At 69.5% G+C, this 17164-nt stretch carries 15 protein-coding genes and 4 tRNA genes; 5 read left to right on the forward strand and 14 right to left on the reverse strand.

All coding sequences use genetic code 11. From position 1 onward, the window contains the following. Positions 1-8: 8 nt before the first annotated feature. From rpoB to AC6H2I_RS16360, 11 genes are all read right to left on the reverse strand, one after another. Positions 9-4202, reverse strand: coding sequence for a DNA-directed RNA polymerase subunit beta (rpoB, locus tag AC6H2I_RS16310; RefSeq protein ID WP_497501726.1), 4194 nt, complete (start codon positions 4200-4202; stop codon positions 9-11). 221 nt (positions 4203-4423) lie between these two features. Next, positions 4424-4801 (reverse strand): 50S ribosomal protein L7/L12, encoded by a 378-nt coding sequence (rplL, locus tag AC6H2I_RS16315; protein ID WP_497501727.1) that lies wholly within the window; start codon positions 4799-4801, stop codon positions 4424-4426. Between the two features lie 56 nt (positions 4802-4857). Then, positions 4858-5385 carry a 50S ribosomal protein L10 gene (gene rplJ, locus AC6H2I_RS16320; protein ID WP_497501728.1) on the reverse strand — a complete coding sequence of 176 codons (528 nt, stop codon included), beginning with the start codon at positions 5383-5385 and terminating at the stop codon, positions 4858-4860. Positions 5386-5659: 274 nt separating this feature from the next. Next, a complete protein-coding gene (gene rplA / locus AC6H2I_RS16325) occupies positions 5660-6364 on the reverse strand; it encodes a 50S ribosomal protein L1 (RefSeq protein ID WP_497501729.1) in 705 nt (234 codons plus the stop codon). Positions 6365-6367: 3 nt separating this feature from the next. Beyond that, positions 6368-6799: a 50S ribosomal protein L11 gene (gene rplK / locus AC6H2I_RS16330; protein ID WP_497501730.1), complete on the reverse strand. Its 432-nt coding sequence runs from the start codon at positions 6797-6799 to the stop codon at positions 6368-6370. Between the two features lie 135 nt (positions 6800-6934). Then, positions 6935-7465 carry a transcription termination/antitermination protein NusG gene (gene nusG, locus AC6H2I_RS16335; RefSeq protein ID WP_497501731.1) on the reverse strand — a complete coding sequence of 177 codons (531 nt, stop codon included), beginning with the start codon at positions 7463-7465 and terminating at the stop codon, positions 6935-6937. Positions 7466-7470: 5 nt separating this feature from the next. After that, on the reverse strand, positions 7471-7668 hold the full coding sequence (gene secE, locus AC6H2I_RS16340) for a preprotein translocase subunit SecE (protein WP_497501732.1): 198 nt from the start codon (positions 7666-7668) through the stop codon (positions 7471-7473). Positions 7669-7774: 106 nt separating this feature from the next. Further along, positions 7775-7850 (reverse strand) — tRNA-Trp (locus AC6H2I_RS16345). A gap of 116 nt (positions 7851-7966) precedes the next feature. Then, positions 7967-9157 (reverse strand): elongation factor Tu, encoded by a 1191-nt coding sequence (gene tuf, locus AC6H2I_RS16350; protein ID WP_497501722.1) that lies wholly within the window; start codon positions 9155-9157, stop codon positions 7967-7969. Between the two features lie 96 nt (positions 9158-9253). Next, positions 9254-9327, reverse strand: a tRNA-Gly gene (locus AC6H2I_RS16355). A 62-nt stretch (positions 9328-9389) separates the two neighbouring features. Next, positions 9390-9475 (reverse strand) — tRNA-Tyr (locus AC6H2I_RS16360). 310 nt (positions 9476-9785) lie between these two features. Between AC6H2I_RS16360 and rlmB the strand changes: the two genes are divergently transcribed. Together rlmB and AC6H2I_RS16370 are read left to right on the forward strand one after the other, a co-directional pair. Continuing rightward, positions 9786-10517: a 23S rRNA (guanosine(2251)-2'-O)-methyltransferase RlmB gene (gene rlmB / locus AC6H2I_RS16365; RefSeq protein ID WP_497501733.1), complete on the forward strand. Its 732-nt coding sequence runs from the start codon at positions 9786-9788 to the stop codon at positions 10515-10517. 72 nt (positions 10518-10589) lie between these two features. Continuing rightward, positions 10590-10665: transfer RNA gene (locus tag AC6H2I_RS16370), tRNA-Thr, on the forward strand. Positions 10666-10763: 98 nt separating this feature from the next. Here the strand turns inward: AC6H2I_RS16370 and AC6H2I_RS16375 are convergent. Next, the gene (locus tag AC6H2I_RS16375) at positions 10764-11771 is read right to left on the reverse strand and encodes a TAXI family TRAP transporter solute-binding subunit (protein WP_497501734.1); all 1008 of its coding nucleotides are present in this window, start codon (positions 11769-11771) and stop codon (positions 10764-10766) included. 272 nt (positions 11772-12043) lie between these two features. Here AC6H2I_RS16375 and AC6H2I_RS16380 point away from each other — a divergent pair, with 272 nt between their 5' ends. After that, the gene (locus AC6H2I_RS16380; RefSeq protein WP_497501735.1) at positions 12044-12340 is read left to right on the forward strand and encodes a hypothetical protein; all 297 of its coding nucleotides are present in this window, start codon (positions 12044-12046) and stop codon (positions 12338-12340) included. Here the strand turns inward: AC6H2I_RS16380 and AC6H2I_RS16385 are convergent. Next, complete coding sequence (locus AC6H2I_RS16385; RefSeq protein ID WP_497501736.1) at positions 12331-12909, reverse strand: polysaccharide biosynthesis/export family protein; 579 nt, start codon at positions 12907-12909, stop codon at positions 12331-12333. The genes AC6H2I_RS16380 and AC6H2I_RS16385 overlap by 10 nt on opposite strands. Positions 12910-13205: 296 nt before the next feature. Further along, a complete protein-coding gene (locus tag AC6H2I_RS16390) occupies positions 13206-14498 on the reverse strand; it encodes an outer membrane beta-barrel protein (protein WP_497501737.1) in 1293 nt (430 codons plus the stop codon). Between the two features lie 833 nt (positions 14499-15331). Here AC6H2I_RS16390 and AC6H2I_RS16395 point away from each other — a divergent pair. Beyond that, complete coding sequence (locus AC6H2I_RS16395; protein ID WP_497501738.1) at positions 15332-15811, forward strand: MarR family winged helix-turn-helix transcriptional regulator; 480 nt, start codon at positions 15332-15334, stop codon at positions 15809-15811. 103 nt (positions 15812-15914) lie between these two features. Then, complete coding sequence (locus AC6H2I_RS16400; RefSeq protein WP_497501739.1) at positions 15915-17159, forward strand: ABC transporter substrate-binding protein; 1245 nt, start codon at positions 15915-15917, stop codon at positions 17157-17159. Positions 17160-17164 lie beyond the last annotated feature (5 nt).

Genomic DNA, 17164 nt, shown 5'->3' on the forward strand with positions numbered 1-17164 from the left:
CGTCAAGCTCAGTAGGACCGCGTGTTCAGTTCGACGTTGAGGCCGAGGGAGCGCAGCTCCTTGACCAGCACGTTGAACGACTCCGGAATGCCGGCCTCGAAGTTGTCGTCACCGCGGACGATGGCTTCGTAGACCTTGGTGCGGCCGGAGACGTCGTCGGACTTGACGGTGAGCATTTCCTGCAGGGTGTACGCCGCACCGTACGCTTCGAGGGCCCACACCTCCATCTCGCCGAAGCGCTGGCCGCCGAACTGGGCCTTGCCGCCCAGGGGCTGCTGGGTGACCAGCGAGTACGGACCGATGGACCGGGCGTGGATCTTGTCGTCGACCAGGTGGTGGAGCTTGAGCATGTAGATGTAGCCCACCGTGACCTTGCGGTCGAAGGACTCGCCCGTCCGGCCGTCGATCAGCGTCACCTGCCCGGAGCGGTCGAGACCGGCCAGATCCAGCATCCGGCAGATGTCGTCCTCGCGCGCACCGTCGAACACCGGGGTGGCGAACGGGATGCCCTTGCGCAGGTTGCCGGCCAGCTCCATGAGCTCGCCCTCGGTCATGTCGGCGATGTCCTCGTCGTAGACCTCCGGGCCGTACGCCGCCTTCAGCGTGCTGCGCAGGGGCTCGATCGCCGGCGTGCCGTCGCCCTGGGTGCGGCTGAGGTGGCGGTAGCGGTCGATGCACTCGCCGATCTGCCGGCCCAGCCCGGCCGACGCCCATCCCAGATGCGTCTCCAGGATCTGGCCGACGTTCATGCGCGAGGGCACGCCCAGCGGGTTGAGCACGAGGTCGACCGGCGTGCCGTCCTCCAGGTAGGGCATGTCCTCCTGCGGGATGATGCGCGACACCACGCCCTTGTTGCCGTGGCGGCCGGCCATCTTGTCGCCGGGCTGCAGCTTGCGCTTCACCGCGACGAACACCTTGACCATCTTCATGACGCCGGGCGGCAGCTCGTCGCCGCGCTGCAGCTTCTCGACCTTGTTCTCGAAGCGGTTCTGCAGCGCCTGGATGCTGTCGTCGAACACCTTGGTGATGTTCTCGACCGACTCCATCACCTTCTCGTCCTGCACCGACACCTGGCGCCACTGGCCGCGGGTGATCGAGCCCAGGCCCTCCTCGGTGATGGCCAGGCCGACCTGGAAGCCGCGCGGGCCGGACTGGGCGACCTGGCCCAGAAGCAGCTCCTTCAGGCGGGCGTAGAAGCTGCGCTCCAGGATCGCCTTCTCGTCGTCGCGGTCCTTGGCCAGCTTCTCGATCTCGGCCCGCTCGATGGCCTGGGCGCGCTCGTCCTTGTCGACGCCGCGCCGCGAGAAGACGCGGACCTCGACGATCGTGCCGGTGACGCCCGGCGGCAGCCGCAAGGAGGTGTCGCGCACGTCCGACGCCTTCTCGCCGAAGATCGCGCGCAGCAGCTTCTCTTCCGGCGTCATCGGGCTCTCGCCCTTGGGCGTCACCTTGCCGACCAGGATGTCGCCCGGCTTCACCTCGGCGCCGATGTAGACGATGCCCGCCTCGTCGAGGTTCTTGAGCGCCTCCTCGCCGACGTTCGGGATGTCGCGGGTGATCTCCTCCTGGCCCAGCTTGGTGTCGCGGGCCATCACCTCGAACTCCTCGATGTGGATCGAGGTGAAGACGTCGTCCTTGACGATCCGCTCGGAGATGAGGATGGAGTCCTCGAAGTTGTAGCCGTTCCAGGGCATGAAGGCGACGAGCACGTTGCGGCCCAGGGCCAGCTCGCCCAGCTCGGTCGACGGGCCGTCGGCGATGATGTCGCCGGCCGCCACGCGGTCGCCGACCTTCACCAGCGGCCGCTGGGTGATGCAGGTGTTCTGGTTGGAGCGCTGGAACTTCAACAGGTTGTAGATGTCGACGCCGGGCGCCATGGTGTCGGCGTTGTCGGTGGCGCGGATCACGATGCGGGTGGCGTCGATCTGGTCGATCACGCCCGAGCGCTTGGCAACGATGGTGACACCGCTGTCGCGGGCCACCGTGGCCTCCATGCCCGTGCCCACCAGCGGCGCGTCGGCCTTGACCAGCGGCACCGCCTGGCGCTGCATGTTGGACCCCATCAGCGCGCGGTTGGCGTCGTCGTTCTCCAGGAACGGGATGAGCGCCGCGGCGACGGACACCAGCTGCTTGGGCGACACGTCGATGAGGTCGATCGCCTCGGGGCGGAACATCAGATACTCGCCGCCCTGCCGGCAGGACACGAGGTCGGCGACGAAACGGCCCTGCCCGTCCAGTTCGGCGTTGGCCTGGGCGACGACGTAGCGGCCTTCCTCCATGGCCGAGAGGTAGACCACCTCGTCGGTCACCCGGCTGTCGTGCACCTTGCGGTACGGGCTCTCGATGAAGCCGTACTGGTTCACGCGCGCGTAGGTCGCCAGCGAGTTGATCAGGCCGATGTTCGGGCCTTCCGGCGTCTCGATGGGGCAGATGCGGCCGTAATGGGTGGGGTGAACGTCGCGCACCTCGAAGCCGGCGCGCTCGCGGGTCAGGCCGCCCGGGCCGAGCGCCGACAGGCGGCGCTTGTGGGTGATCTCCGACAGCGGGTTGGTCTGATCCATGAACTGCGAGAGCTGCGACGAGCCGAAGAACTCGCGCACCGCCGCCGCCGCCGGCTTGGCGTTGATCAGGTCGTGCGGCATCACCGTGTCGATCTCGACCGAGCTCATGCGCTCGCGGATCGCCCGCTCCATGCGCAGCAGGCCGACGCGGTACTGGTTCTCCATCAGCTCGCCGACCGACCGCACCCGGCGGTTGCCGAGGTGGTCGATGTCGTCGATCTCGCCCCGGCCGTCCTTCAGGCTCACCAGAACCTTCAGGATCTCCAGGATGTCCTCCTTGCGCAGGACGCGCATGGTGTCATCGGTCTTGAAGTTCAGGCGCGCGTTCATCTTCACCCGGCCGACGGCCGAGAGGTCGTAGCGCTCGCTGTCGAAGAAGAGGCCGTTGAACAGCGCCTCGGCGCTCTCCAGCGTCGGCGGCTCGCCCGGCCGCATGACGCGGTAGATGTCGATCAGCGCGTCCTCGCGCGACGCGTTGCGGTCGGCCGCCATGGTGTTGCGGATGTAGGCGCCGACGTTGATGTGGTCGATCGCCAGCACCGGGATCTCGGCGACCCCCGACTTCTCCAGCTTCTCCAGGTCGGCCGCCGACAGCTCGTCGCCGGCCTCGTGCAGGACCTCGCCGGTCTGCTCGTTGATGACGTCCACCGCGAGGTAGCGGCCGGTCAACTCCTCGGTGGCGACCAGTTGCTCCTCGAGGCCGCCGTCCTGCAGCTTGCGGATCAGGCGCGGGGTCATCTTCGCGCCGGCCTCGGCTGCCACCTGGCCGGTCTTGGCGTCGACCAGGTCGGAGATCAGCTTCACGCCCTTCATGCGCTCGGCCGAGAACGGGGTCTTCCAGCCGCCGGACGCGCGGGAATAGGTGATGACGTCGTAGAAGTAGGAGAGGATCTCCTCCTTCGACATGCCCTGCGCCTCATAGGGCAGCAGGTCCTTGCCGGATTCCCGGCGCTGGCCACGCAGGCTCACCGTCGCGGCGTTGTCGAGCGCGAACAGCAAGGTGGTCGCCGGCAGCTTGCGGCGCCGGTCGATGCGCACGTACACGAGGTCCTTGGCGTCGAACTCGAAGTCGAGCCAGGAGCCGCGGTAGGGGATGACGCGGGCGGCGAACAGGTACTTGCCCGACGAGTGGGTCTTGCCCTTGTCGTGGTCGAAGAACACGCCCGGCGAGCGGTGCATCTGCGACACGATAACGCGTTCCGTGCCGTTGATGACGAAAGTGCCGTTGGCCGTCATCAGGGGCATGTCGCCCATGTAGACGTCCTGTTCCTTGATGTCGCGGATCGACCGCAGGCCGGTATCCTCCTCGACATCGAACACCGACAGGCGCAGGGTCACCTTCAGCGGCGCGGCAAAGGTCATGCCCCGCTGCTGGCACTCTTCCACATCGTACTTAGGCTGTTCGAGTTCGTAGCGCACGAAATCGAGAACGGCCCGATCGGAGAAGTCCTTGATCGGGAACACCGACCGGAACACCTCCTGCAAACCCAGATTCGCCCGCTTTTCGGGCGGGACGTCCATCTGCAGGAAGTGGTCGTACGAGCTCCGCTGCACCTCGATGAGGTTGGGCATCTGGGTGACTTCCGGGATGCGCCCGAAGCTCTTGCGAACACGCTTACGACCGGTAAAGGATTTGGCCATGGATGTCCCCAAACGTCTGTCCGTGTGTACGCTCATCCGACCGAGCGACAGGTCCCGTCCGCCAGGAGGGCGACCGGGACAGCAAATGCCGGGCGGCGGACTCCCTTGCGGGACCCCCCCGACCGGTGGAAGGACGAAAACGCCGTGCGGCGGCGGGCCCCCGAGGGAGCCAGCCGCCGTCCGGCGTGGATATATGCGTTCCGTGTCTCAGCAAGACGGTCTTACTTAATATCCACCTTGGCGCCAGCGTCTTCAAGCTGCTTCTTGATCTTGGCGGCCTCGTCCTTGCTGACCGCTTCCTTCACGGCCTTCGGGGCGCCCTCGACCAGATCCTTGGCCTCCTTCAGGCCGAGACCGGTGATGGCGCGGACCTCCTTGATGACGTTGATCTTCTTGTCGCCGGCTTCGGCGAGGATCACGTTGAACTCGGTCTGCTCCTCGACCGGGGCGGCGGCGGCGGCGGCACCCGGGGCGGCGGCGACGGCCACCGGAGCGGCGGCGGACACGCCCCACTTCTCCTCGAGCATCTTCGACAGCTCGGCGGCCTCGAGGACGGTGAGGGCCGACAGATCGTCGACCAGCTTCTGCAGATCAGCCATTTCTCTCTTCCTGGTAAGCTTGGGTTCGGGTCTGGTTTACGCGTTCACAGCGAGGCTCAGGCCGCCTCGCCCTGCTCGTCTTTGGTGGCATAAGCCGACAGGACGCGGGCGATTTGACCGCCCGGCGCCTGGAGGACGCCGGCGATTCGTGTCGCCGGGGTCTGGATCATGCCAACGAGCCTGGCGCGCAGTTCATCCAGCGACGGGAGTTCGGCCAGAGCCTTCACCCCGTCCGCGTCGAGCATCTGGGTGCCGAGACCGGCGCCGACGATGGCCAGCTTGTCGTTGGACTTGGCGTAGGCGGCCACAACCTTGGCCGCCGCCACCGGGTCCTGCGAGTAGGCAATCGCCGTCGGGCCCTTGAACAGGCCGTCCAGCCCCTCGAACTGCGTGCCCTTCAGGGCACGGCGGGCGAGCCGGTTCTTCGTCACCTTGAAGCTGGCCCCCGCGGCCCGCATCTTCGCGCGCAGGTCGGTCACTTCCGCAACCGTCAGGCCGAGGTGATGGGTGACCACCACCAGGCCGGTGTCCTGCAGCTTAGAATGCAGGTCCGCGATCGTCGCTTCTTTTTGTGTACGATCCACGGATCGCCTCCAATGCACTAGAGTGCACCATGGGACCGATGTCCCCCGCAGGGGCGTTTCGATCCCGGCTAAAACCTGTCCCAGAAGCCCAAGCCGAACGAGACCGTGGCGACCGCCACGGCCGGTAGTCGGTTCAAACTCCTGTCTGCGCAGGGCATCATTAAGCCGTTTCCGGCGCCTGCGGTCTCGGACAGGGATGGATGCCTCCGGCGGCGCCGGGGGCATCCCCCCGCCGCCCCGGCCCGAAGGTCGCGGCGGCGAAACTCATCGGCCGTCAGGCCGGGGCGCCGCTCAGGCTCGGAATGTCGAGCTTGAGGCCGGGGCCCATGGTCGAGCTCAACGACACCTTCTCGATGTAGGTGCCCTTGGCGCCGGACGGCTTCGCCTTCGAGATCGCGTCCACGAAGGCGTGAATGTTCTGTGCCAGCGCCTCGTCGGAGAAGCTGGCCTTGCCGACGCCGGCGTGCACGATGCCGGTCTTCTCGGCCCGGAACTCCACCGCGCCGGCCTTGGCCGCCTTCACGGCGTCGGCGACGTTGGGGGTCACGGTGCCCAGCTTCGGGTTCGGCATCAGGCCGCGCGGGCCCAGGATCTTGCCGAGCTTGCCGACCACGCCCATCATGTCGGGCGAGGCGATGCAGCGGTCGAAGTTCATCTCGCCGGCCTGGATCTTCTCGGCCAGGTCCTCGGCGCCGACGATGTCGGCCCCGGCGGCGGCGGCTTCGTCCGCCTTGGCGCCCTTGGCGAACACGGCGACGCGCACGGTCTTGCCGGTGCCGTTGGGCAGGTTGACGACGCCGCGGACCATCTGGTCGGCGTGGCGCGGGTCGATGCCCAGGTTCATGGCGATCTCGATGGTCTCATCGAACTTCGCCGTGGCCTTGCCCTTCAGCAGCTTGATGGCGTCGACCAGCGCGTAGAACGCGTCGCGGTCGACGTCGGAGTAGGCGTTCTTGAGACGCTTGCCCAGCTTGGCCATGGATCAGTCCCCCACCACTTCGAGGCCCATCGAGCGGGCGGAGCCGACGATCATGCGCGACGCCGCCTCGACGTCGTTGGCGTTGAGGTCGACCATCTTCTTCTGGGCGATCTCGCGGATCTGCTCCATGGTGATGGACCCGACCGTGCCCTTGCCCGGGGTCGTGGTGCCCTTGGCGATGCCCGACGCCTTCTTCAGGAAATAGGTCACCGGCGGGGTCTTGGTGACGAACGTGAAGGTGCGGTCGCCGTAGGCGGTGATCACCACCGGGATCGGCATGCCGACCTCCAGGTCCTGCGTCTTGGCGTTGAACGCCTTGCAGAACTCCATGATGTTCAGGCCGCGCTGACCGAGCGCCGGGCCGATCGGCGGCGACGGGTTGGCCTTGCCGGCCGGCACCTGCAGCTTGATGTAACCAACGATTTTCTTCGCCATGTCTTAACCTCCGATAGCGGCGACCGCGTCTACGAGCGGCGCCGCCGGGTTTCCGTGGTGCGGCTATGGCGGGCCTCCCACGGTCGATACGGCCGGCGGCGGAACTCTCCGCCCCCAGCCGTCACACGCACGCCCTCAGACCTTCTCGACCTGGGCGTATTCCAGCTCCACCGGGGTCGAGCGACCGAAGATGGAGACGGCGACCTTGAGGCGGGCCTTTTCCTCGTCCACCTCCTCGACCGTCCCGTTGAACGAGGTGAAGGGTCCGTCGCTGACGCGCACCTGCTCGCCCACCTCGAAGGTGATCGAGGGCTTCGGCCGCTCGACGCCTTCCTGGACCTGCTTGACGATGCGCTCCGCTTCCTTCTGGCTGATCGGCTGCGGCTTGCCGCCGCCGCCCAGGAAGCCGGTGACCTTCGGGGTGTTCTTCACCAGGTGCCAGGTGTCGTCCGTAAGATCCATGCGGACCAGGACGTAGCCCGGAAAGAACTTGCGCTCGGAGGCGACCTTCGCGCCACGCCGCACCTCGACGACCTCTTCGGTCGGCACCAGGATCTCGTCGAACAGCTCGTCCAGACCCTTCTGGGCGGCCTTTTCGCGGATCGACTGGGAGACCTTCTTCTCGAAGCCGGAGTAGACGTGGACCACGTACCACCGCATCGCCATGGCGCTCAGGCCCCCAGGCCGAGAACGAGGCGCACGGCCACCGACAGGATCTGGTCCACCACCAGGAAGAACAGCGCCGCCAGCACCACCATGACAAAGACCATGGCGGTCGTGATCGCGGTCTCCTTGCGGGTCGGCCAAGTGACCTTGGCGACCTCGCGGCGAACCTCGCTGGCGAATGTGGCGGGATTGACTTTTGCCATGGTGCGGTTCGTACCAGATCCGGGAGCGATGAGGGTGCCGAGACCGGCGCCCCTCAGCGAAAAAACGCCGGCACCGGCCGGCGTCGATGTCTGTTGCAGTGCGGAATGGCAGGAGTGGAGGGGCTCGAACCCCCAGCCCCCGGTTTTGGAGACCGGTGCTCTACCAATTGAGCTACACTCCTAAAGCCGTCCCGTGCGCCGTCCCGGAGGGCGGAGCGCGGTATAGCCGAACTTCCGCAACGCGTCCACTGAAAACTCCGCCGCCGGGCGGACCCGGCGGCGGAGGAGCCTTATACCATCACTCGATGATGGAGGCAACGACGCCGGCACCGACGGTGCGGCCGCCCTCGCGGATGGCGAAGCGCAGGCCCTCGTCCATGGCGATCGGGGCGATCAGCGTCACCTCGATGGCGACGTTGTCGCCCGGCATCACCATCTCCGTGCCTTCCGGCAGCGCCACCATGCCCGTCACGTCGGTCGTGCGGAAGTAGAACTGCGGACGGTAGTTGGAGAAGAACGGCGTGTGGCGGCCGCCCTCTTCCTTCGTCAGGATGTACGCCTCGGCCTTGAACTTGGTGTGCGGCGTGATCGTGCCCGGCTTCGCCAGCACCTGGCCGCGCTCAACGTCCTCGCGCTTCGTGCCGCGCAGCAGCGCGCCGATGTTGTCGCCGGCCTCGCCCTGGTCGAGCAGCTTGCGGAACATCTCGACGCCGGTCACCGTCGTCTTCACCGTCGTCTTCAGGCCGACGATCTCGACCTCCTCGCCGACCTTCACGATGCCGCGCTCGACACGACCCGTCACCACCGTGCCACGACCCGAGATCGAGAACACGTCCTCGATCGGCATCAGGAACGGACGGTCCTTCGGACGCTCCGGCTGCGGGATGTACTTGTCGACCTCGGCCATCAGCGCCAGAACCGCCTCGCGCCCGATCTCCGGGTTCCGGTCCTCCAGCGCGCACAGCGCCGAGCCCTTCACGATCGGAATGTCGTCGCCGGGGAACTGGTACGACGACAGCAGCTCGCGCACCTCGAGCTCAACCAGCTCCAGAAGCTCGGGGTCGTCCACCATGTCCACCTTGTTCATGAACACGCAGATCGCGGGAACGCCGACCTGACGCGCCAGAAGGATGTGCTCCCGGGTCTGCGGCATCGGACCGTCCGCCGCCGAAACCACAAGGATCGCGCCGTCCATCTGCGCCGCGCCCGTGATCATGTTCTTCACGTAGTCCGCGTGGCCGGGGCAGTCCACGTGCGCGTAGTGACGGTTCGCCGTCTCGTACTCAACGTGCGCCGTCGAGATCGTGATCCCACGCGCCTTCTCTTCCGGCGCCTTGTCGATCTGGTCGTACGCGGTGAACGTCGCACCGCCGGACTCCGCCAGAACCTTCGTGATCGCGGCCGTCAGCGACGTCTTGCCGTGATCGACGTGGCCGATCGTGCCGATGTTGCAGTGCGGCTTGTTCCGCTCGAATTTCGCCTTCGCCATCGCAGTTTTCTTTCGTTCCCGACGTTCCCGACGCCCCGACGAATCCGAGGCACGCTAAAGGCCGGACGGCATGGCACGCCCGGTGTGCGCGCGGGCTGGAGCGGGTGAAGGGAATCGAACCCTCGTCGTAAGCTTGGAAGGCTTCTGCTCTACCATTGAGCTACACCCGCCTTGCCCAGCCCAGCCGGCGCGGCCACCCGGGAGCGCGTTCCCGGCCCAGCCGTAGAGTAGATGGTGGAAGGGGTAGGATTCGAACCTACGTACTCCGAAGAGGGCAGATTTACAGTCTGCTGCCTTTAACCACTCGGCCACCCTTCCAGGGTCCGTCCCGGTGTGCCCCGGAACGGAGTTCGGCACTATGAGAATTTTTGGGGGCTTGTCAACAGCGATGAATGCGGGCCTCGTGAAAAACGCCTAGGGTCGCGGCGCGCCTTCGCCGCGCCCCCTTCGACCACCCCATCCCGACGCCGAGTGCCCCATGAGCCGCAAGCCATCCCGCCCCTCCTCCCCACGCCAGCACGGCGGTCGCGACAGCGCCGGACCGGCTGGACCGGCCGCGCCGCCGCCCGGCCGGCGACGCCGTCCCGGGGCGTCGCCGGGGGGCGCAGGCCCGCGCGCGGGAGCCGGCATGCTCTATGGCCTCCACCCCGTGGCCGCCGCGTGGGTCAACCCGGAGCGGCGGTGCCGCCGGCTGCTGGTGACCGAGTCGGGCCGCACGGCCCTCGACGACGCCCTGGAACGGGCGGCCGCGGCGGGGTTGGAGCGGCCGGCGCCGACGGTGGTGGACCGCCTGGACCTCGACCGCATGCTCCCGCCCGGCGCCGTCCACCAGGGCGTGGCGCTGGACGCGGACGCCCTGCCCGAGGTCGGGATCGAAGATCTCTGCGCCGCCGCCGCGATCGAGTCGGCCCTGCTGCTGGTGGTGCTGGACCAGGTGACGGACCCGCACAACGTCGGCGCCATCCTGCGCTCGGCCTCCGCCTTCGGGGCCCGGGCGGTGCTGGTGACGGAACGGCACGCGCCGGAGGTCACGGGCGTGCTCGCCAAGAGCGCGTCCGGCGCCCTGGAGGCGGTGCCGCTGGTCCGCGTGAGCAACCTGGCGCGGGCCCTGACAGAGCTGCGGGACGCCGGGATCTGGTGCGTCGGGCTCGACGAATCGGGACCCTGCACCCTCGCCGCGATGGCGCCGGAGGGCCGGGTCGCGGTGGTGCTGGGGGCCGAGGGCGCGGGCCTGCGCCGCCTGACCCGCGAGCGCTGCGACGCGATCGCCCGCCTGCCCACCGGCGGCCCCGTCGGCAGCCTGAACGTGTCCAACGCCGCCGCCGTGGCCCTCTACGAGGTGGCGCGGCGGCGGCCCTGAGCGGCCATCCGGCGCTTGTGCGGAGCGAGGCGGAACGCTAGTGTGGCGCCGTCCCCCGAGTCGGGGCGCGGCGCCGGATTAGCTCAGCTGGTAGAGCAGCTGATTTGTAATCAGAAGGTCACGGGTTCGATTCCTGTATCCGGCACCATCTTCCCGCGTCCCCAATCTCCCCCTGCCCGTGTTCCCCTTGCCCGCTTGCCGGTTGCCCGCTTGCCGGTTGCCCGCCGCCCGGGCGGCGGCCCGGGTTCACAGCGTCCCCGCCTCTTCGAGGCAGCGCCGGGCCCCCGGGTGGAGGTCGGCGGACAGGCCCTCGGCGGCCTCCCGCGGGTCGACCAGGGCGAGGGCCGGGGCGCCGGCGCGAATCGTTCCCAGATTGCGCCAGAACACCGTGCACAGGGTGTGGGCGGTGGCATCGGGCATGTCGGCACGCACCATCACCATGACGGGGAAGGTCCAGAAGCGCGCCTCGTCACCGGCGACGGCGACGGCCCCCTCATAGGCCTGGGCGATCCGTCCCGCGGGCACCGCCCGGTAGACATAGTGGGCGCCGTTGGCCAGCGCCCGCCGAAACGCCGGCAGGCTGTCGGCGGCGGGCGACAGGAAGCGCAGGGGCGTGTCGCGGGAGGCCGCGGCGATCGCCGCATGCGGCAGCCCGCCCCAGACCAGCGCGGCGGCGATGTCGCCCCGCGCGAGGCGTGCGAGGGCGGTGGCGTAGTCCTGGTACTCCGTCGCCACCTCGCCCCGCTCGGCGTCGACCCCGTGCACCTTCAGCAGGGCGGTGGTGACCCGGCCGGCGTTGCCGCCGGGCCGGCCGACGCTGACCCGACGGCCCATGAGGTCGGCGAACCGGTGGACCGGCCCGTCGGCACGCACCACGTACTGCCCCATCCCGGTGCGGACCGCGAACAGCGCGCGCAGGTCCCGGTAGGCCGCCGCCGCTCCGGGCGGATCATCCTCGAAGCTGCCGGTGCGCCCGACCGCGTCGAGGTAGTGCGGCGCCCCGATCAGCGCCAGATCGGCACGCCCCTGGGTCAGCAGCCGCAGCCCCTTCGCCGTCCCGGTGGCCACGGGCGCGATGCGCAGCGCCGCCCCGTCCGCCGTCAGCAGCGCCGACCAGGCCAGCGCCATCTGGAAATCATCACTCGTGGGCGAGATCGTCGCCATCACCAACTCCGCCGCGCCCGCCCCGGGGCGTGGCGGGGCCAGCACAAGCAACGCGGCCACGACGGCGGCGCACACGAATCTGGTGGCCATTGGAGCCTCCTTCCCGGACGGCGGAAGGGGCGCCGTCCCCGCCGGCGCGACCGCACCGGCCAGCGCCGGCGCCGGCGCCCGGCGCGGGCATCACGGTCACGATGGCAGGCCCGCCAGGGGCCGTCAACGCATCCGGGGGCGGAAAAAAGGTGGAGGAGCGCAGAGGAGGGGAAGCCGGACGGGGTGCGGCGGACGGGAACGCGACGGCCGCCCGGCGGTTGGTTGGGTCGGCGGCGCCCCCCGCCCCACGTTGACGACCCCGAGGCCGAGCCATGGACGAACGCCCCGACACCCGACCGATCGACCCCGCCAGCGCCGGACCGCAGCGGCGCGACGGCAGCGCGGCCCGCTTGCGCGCCGCCATCGACAGCGGCAAGACCGACGACAAGATCGCCGCCCCGGACCCCGCGGCGGCGCCCCTGGGCACCGACGACGAGGCGGCGGGCACCCCGGCGCCGCGCGCTGCGGCGCCCCCGCCCGGCCCGGTGCCCGTCGCGCCCCCTGTGGCCGGCGACCGGCGGCACGGCGACGGTGGCCGGGGCCGCCGCACGGCCCCCGATCAGAAATAGCGCTCGGGGATGCGCACCACGTCGTCCGGCCGGATCGGCGTGTTGAGCGGCGCGCGGTAGAGCTTCTTGTCGGGGTCGCTGCCACGGGTGACGAGGATGAAATCGTCGTCGGCGCGGTAGGTGTAGCCGCCGGCCATGGCCACCGCGGTGAGCGCGGTCATGCCGTTCTGGAAGCTGTACTGGCCGGGGTTGCGCACCTCGCCCAGGATGTAGAACGGCCGGTGGTTCAGCACCTCGACGCTGACCCGGGCGTCGCGCACGTAGCCCCTCTCCAGCCGAGACGCGATCTCGGTCTCCAGCTGCCGGGTGGTGCGGTTGCGGGCCTGCACCTCGCCGATCAGCGGCATGGCGACGCTGCCGGAGCCGTCGACCCGGAACTCCCCGGAGAGCTGCTCCTCGCCGAAGACGATGACGCGCAGCGCGTCGCCCGCGTCCAGCGTGTATTCGCCCGCCTGGACCGAGCCCGCGGGCTCGGGCGGCGCGTCGATGTTGGCGCAGCCGGCGATGCCGAAGCCGGCCACGCCGGCGGCGGAAAGCCCGAGCAAACGGAACAGGTGACGTCGATTCATCCCAAACCCTTCCCTGGAACGTGTCTTGCGGGGGCGGGCCGCGGCCGATGCCGACGACCCCGGTGTCCAGGTAAGATCCTAGTCACTCCCGCGGCTACGGGAATAAGTGGAGTCGAATTAACACACGTGGCCGCCTCCCACTCTGGCGAATGGACGAGGCATGGGGTGCAGCATATCCCGTCCCGCCGATCGGCCGAGGTCAAAACGAAGGACGGCGCCCGCGGCGTTCGCGGGCGCCGTCATTGCGCGGCAGGACTGTGGGCGTGGTGATGGCGACTTGGCGACCAGTTGGCCGGTCAGAGTTGGGCGCCGACCCGCAGGAACAGCAGATTGGTGCTGTACTCCGTCGCCGCGTCCGACTGCCGCTCCTCGAAGGTGTAGCCGCCGGTGACGTAGAGGTAGCGGTTGACCTGGTACGTCGCGCCGAGCCCCAGGGTGTAGACGTCGTCGGCGCGATCGATGCCATTGAAGTCGTCGGTGCGGTACTGCACGCGGCCGTTCAGCAGCACCGTCCGCAGCAGCTCGTGGTCGACGCCGATGGCGTACACGGTGCGGGTGTAGCTCGACGCGGTGGCCCCGCCGAGCGCCGCCCGGGTGTCGCGCACGTGCCGGGTGACGGAGCCGGTGACCGCCGTCAGCTCGGTCACCGCCCAGTTGACCCGCCCGCCGAAGGCCAGCCCGTCGACGTCGTCGAGGGTGGGGGCGTCGAAGTCGCGGGAGAGGTAGCCGGCGAAGACCTCGCCGGTGACCAGCGCCGTGAGATCGGCGCTGAAGCCGGCGGTGATGTCGTAGCCGTCGGAGTCGCGCGCGACGTCGCCGTAGCGGGTGGCATCGTCGTAGCGGGTCCAGGTGTACGCGCCCTGCACGAACGCCTCGTATCCGTCGAGGAACGCATAGCCGGCGCGCAACGCCGTGCCATAGATCCAGCGGTTGCGGTCGTCCTCGGGCTGGGTCGCGCCGCCGGCGAGGACGGCGTCGTCGTAGTCGTAGTACGAGGCCAGCCCCGACAGCCGCAGGTTCACGCGGTTGAAATGGTGGGTGTAGGCCAGCTCGCCGCCGGTGACGTAGTAGACCACCGGCTCGGCCACGCCGGTCGCCAGCGTCGGCCCCAGCTCGGTGTCGATCTCCCCGGCGCCCTCGTGGTTGCGGCGGTGGAAGGCCTCGCCTTCGAGCGTGTTGTCCCGCCACACGTCCAGGCGGCCGTCCAGCAGCACCCGGTAGTCGGTGTAGTTGAGGCGGGAATGGTCGGTGTAGCGGCCGAGCTCCCCATAGGCCGACAGGTTCAGCGCGTGGCGGTTCCAGTCGGAACGGATGTCCAGCTCCGGCCGGGTGACGATGATCAGATCGTCCTCCTCGTCCCGCTCCGTGGCCAGGACGTTGCTGTCGTACGTCACCCCGCCTTCGAGGCGCGGCAGGACGCGAAAGGAGCCGGCCCGGATGCCGAGCTGCTCGACCTCGGGGCGGGGACGCTCCAGCACGGTCTCGCCGCGCTGCAGGTCCTGCGCTGCGACCGGCGCCGGGCCCAGCCCGGACAACAGTCCGGCGACCGCGGCGGCGGAGGCAACAATCGACGGGGACAAGGTCTTCATGGGGCTCACCGCGATAGGCATCATGCCGCAAAACTGAAGCGCCCGAGACCGGGTCGGTGGATCGGGCGGTGCCGCAAGTCAACCGATGGCGTGACACGAACGCAACAGTGAAGGCACGGGGAACACGGTTTTGCGGGCAACTGTGCCCACCCGGCAACATGACTTGGCTGGCATCCGCCGAGCGGAGAGGAGCCCGGCGAACTACTCGACGAACGTCATAGGCGACGGCGCGTTCGGCGGAGGGGCGGGACGGCGGACGGCCACGGCGGTTTTCCGGGGACGGGGCGACGCCGACAGCCCCACCCACCACTGGAGGTCCCGATGGCCGACCCCGAGACGCCGGTCACCCCCCCATCGCCGCCCAGCGGGCCGAGGCCGGCGCGGTCGCCGAAGCGGCCACCGGACGACGCGATGCCGCCCTACACCCCGGGCGGGGTGCCCGAACCCGCCGCGCCGGCACCCCGCAGCGACACCGAACGCGCCGTGCCGCCGCCGACCTATCCCCCGAAACGGGCCCCCTGACCGCCCCGCCGCCACCCGCCGCCATCCGCCGTGGTGCCGGCGAGAGGCCGGCGAGAGGCCGGCGAGAGGCCGCCCGGCAACGACCATCCACCCGCCCCGGCGCCCCGTTGCGCGGGGGCCGACACGATCCGTCGGGGCCGGGAACGAATACGTCCTATTTGTACTCCTTCGGCATGAGACATGCCACGAATGCGATTTTTTCCTTTGTCCGCCAACGCCAGACGAATATGCCATTGGGCATAGCGGTTGCCGAGGGCGATGCCCCGCCGCCGGCGACCCCGCATCCGTCGCGGACAAAGGAGCCAAGGACGATGGACACCCACATGATCGCCTCGTGCCGGAGCACCGAGGACAGCGAGTCGCAACAGCTTCTTTCCGTCGGCGTCGCGCTGTCCGACCAGATCAACCACCGCTTGCGCCGGGCCCACCAGCGCGCCAACGGAATCTTCCTGGAAACCGTGGGCAACGCCGAGGTCACGCCGACCCAATGGGCGGCGCTCGCCACCCTGGAGATGCACGGCACGCTCTCGCAGAACCAGCTGGGGCGGCTGACCTACATGGACCCGGCGACCACCCAGGGGGTGATCCTGCGCCTGGTGGAGCGCGCCCTGGTGAGCCGCAGCCCGGACCCCCTCGACCGCCGGCGCACCAGCGTGCGCCTGACCACCGCCGGGCAGGCGCTGGTGACACGCCTGAAGAGCGACGTCGCGGCCGCCCATTCCCGGGCGCTGAAGCCGCTGGACGAGCACGAGCGGCGCCAGTTCCTCGACCTGCTGGAGCGGTTGATGTGATTTGCACCGCCCGGTGCCACAGCGGGCGGTGACATTTCGCACGGGTTTGGTATGAACGCGGGGGGCGCCGCCCCTTCCGTTCCCCCAACGCGATGCGAGAGCCATGAACCGCCGCCACACCCTCCGCCTTTTCGGCACGGTCGCCGCTGCGTGGCTTGCCGGCGCCGTCCCCCCGATCCCGGCCCAGGCCCAGACCGCCGGAGCCGCGGCGTCGGCCGGCCCGGTCCGCGTCGGTGAGATCAACAGCTACACGGGCCTGCCCGCCTTCACCCTGCCCTACCGCCAGGGCTGGCAGCTCGCGGTGGAGGAGGTCAACGCCGGCGGCGGCGTGCTGGGCGGCCGTACGCTGGAGGTGGTCTCGCGCGACGACGCCGGAAAGCCCGACGACGCCGTGCGTGCGGCCGGCGAACTGCTGGCGAACGAGAAGGTCGACCTGCTGGCCGGCACGTACTTCTCCCATGTCGGCCTCGCCGTCTCCGACTTCGCCGCGCGCAACGCCATTCCCTTCATCGCCGCCGAGCCGCTGACCGACGCCATCACCTGGCAGAAGGGCAACCGCTACACCTTCCGCCTGCGGCCCAGCACGTACATGCAGGCCGCCATGCTGGCGGAGGAGGCGGCGAAGCTGCCGGCGACCCGCTGGGCCACCGTCGCCCCCAACTACGAGTACGGCCAATCCGCCGTGAGGTGGTTCAAGGAGCTGCTGAAGGCCCGGCGCCCCGACGTCACCTTCGTGGCCGAGCAATGGCCGGCCCAGGGCAAGCTGGAGGCGGGGCCCACCGTCCAGGCCCTGGCGGCGGCGGCGCCCGAGGCGATCTTCAACGTCACCTTCGGCGCCGACCTCGCCAAGTTCGTGCGCGAGGGCGGCCAGCGCGGCCTGTTCCGCGACCGCGCCGTGGTCAGCCTCCTGACCGGCGAGCCGGAGTACCTGGAACCCCTGCGCGACGAAGCGCCGGAGGGCTGGATCGTCACCGGCTACCCGCACGAGCAGATCACCACGCCGGAGCACCGGGCGTTCTCCACCGCCTACCAGACGCGCTTCGGCGAGCTGCCCAAGCAGGGCTCCGTGGTCGGCTACGCCACCTTCAAGGCGATCGCCGCCGCCCTCGACGCGGCCGGCTCCACCGATCCGGAGAAGGTGGTCGAGGCGCTGGAGGGGCTGGAGCTCTCCAGCCCGTTCGGCCCGATCCTGTTCCGCGCCATCGACCACCAGGCCACCATGGGCGCCTATGTCGGCCGCACCACGGTGCGCGACGGCAAACCCATGATGACCGACTGGCGCTACGCCGCCGGCGCGGACTACCTGCCCGACGACGACGCCGTCCGCCTGCTGCGCCCCGCGCGGTGAGGCCC

Source organism: Azospirillum sp. NS33, from assembly GCF_059703765.1.

Coding starts and splice junctions, on each gene's coding strand:
- rpoB (WP_497501726.1), bottom strand. CDS start 4,202: ATGGCCAAATCCTTTACCGGTCGTAAGCGTGTTCGCAAGAGCTTCGGG.
- rplL (WP_497501727.1), bottom strand. CDS start 4,801: ATGGCTGATCTGCAGAAGCTGGTCGACGATCTGTCGGCCCTCACCGTC.
- rplA (WP_497501729.1), bottom strand. CDS start 6,364: ATGGCCAAGCTGGGCAAGCGTCTCAAGAACGCCTACTCCGACGTCGAC.
- rplK (WP_497501730.1), bottom strand. CDS start 6,799: ATGGCGAAGAAAATCGTTGGTTACATCAAGCTGCAGGTGCCGGCCGGC.
- nusG (WP_497501731.1), bottom strand. CDS start 7,465: ATGGCGATGCGGTGGTACGTGGTCCACGTCTACTCCGGCTTCGAGAAG.
- secE (WP_497501732.1), bottom strand. CDS start 7,668: ATGGCAAAAGTCAATCCCGCCACATTCGCCAGCGAGGTTCGCCGCGAG.
- tuf (WP_497501722.1), bottom strand. CDS start 9,157: ATGGCGAAGGCGAAATTCGAGCGGAACAAGCCGCACTGCAACATCGGC.
- rlmB (WP_497501733.1), top strand. CDS start 9,786: ATGCTCTATGGCCTCCACCCCGTGGCCGCCGCGTGGGTCAACCCGGAG.
- AC6H2I_RS16375 (WP_497501734.1), bottom strand. CDS start 11,771: ATGGCCACCAGATTCGTGTGCGCCGCCGTCGTGGCCGCGTTGCTTGTG.
- AC6H2I_RS16380 (WP_497501735.1), top strand. CDS start 12,044: ATGGACGAACGCCCCGACACCCGACCGATCGACCCCGCCAGCGCCGGA.
- AC6H2I_RS16385 (WP_497501736.1), bottom strand. CDS start 12,909: ATGAATCGACGTCACCTGTTCCGTTTGCTCGGGCTTTCCGCCGCCGGC.
- AC6H2I_RS16390 (WP_497501737.1), bottom strand. CDS start 14,498: ATGAAGACCTTGTCCCCGTCGATTGTTGCCTCCGCCGCCGCGGTCGCC.
- AC6H2I_RS16395 (WP_497501738.1), top strand. CDS start 15,332: ATGGACACCCACATGATCGCCTCGTGCCGGAGCACCGAGGACAGCGAG.
- AC6H2I_RS16400 (WP_497501739.1), top strand. CDS start 15,915: ATGAACCGCCGCCACACCCTCCGCCTTTTCGGCACGGTCGCCGCTGCG.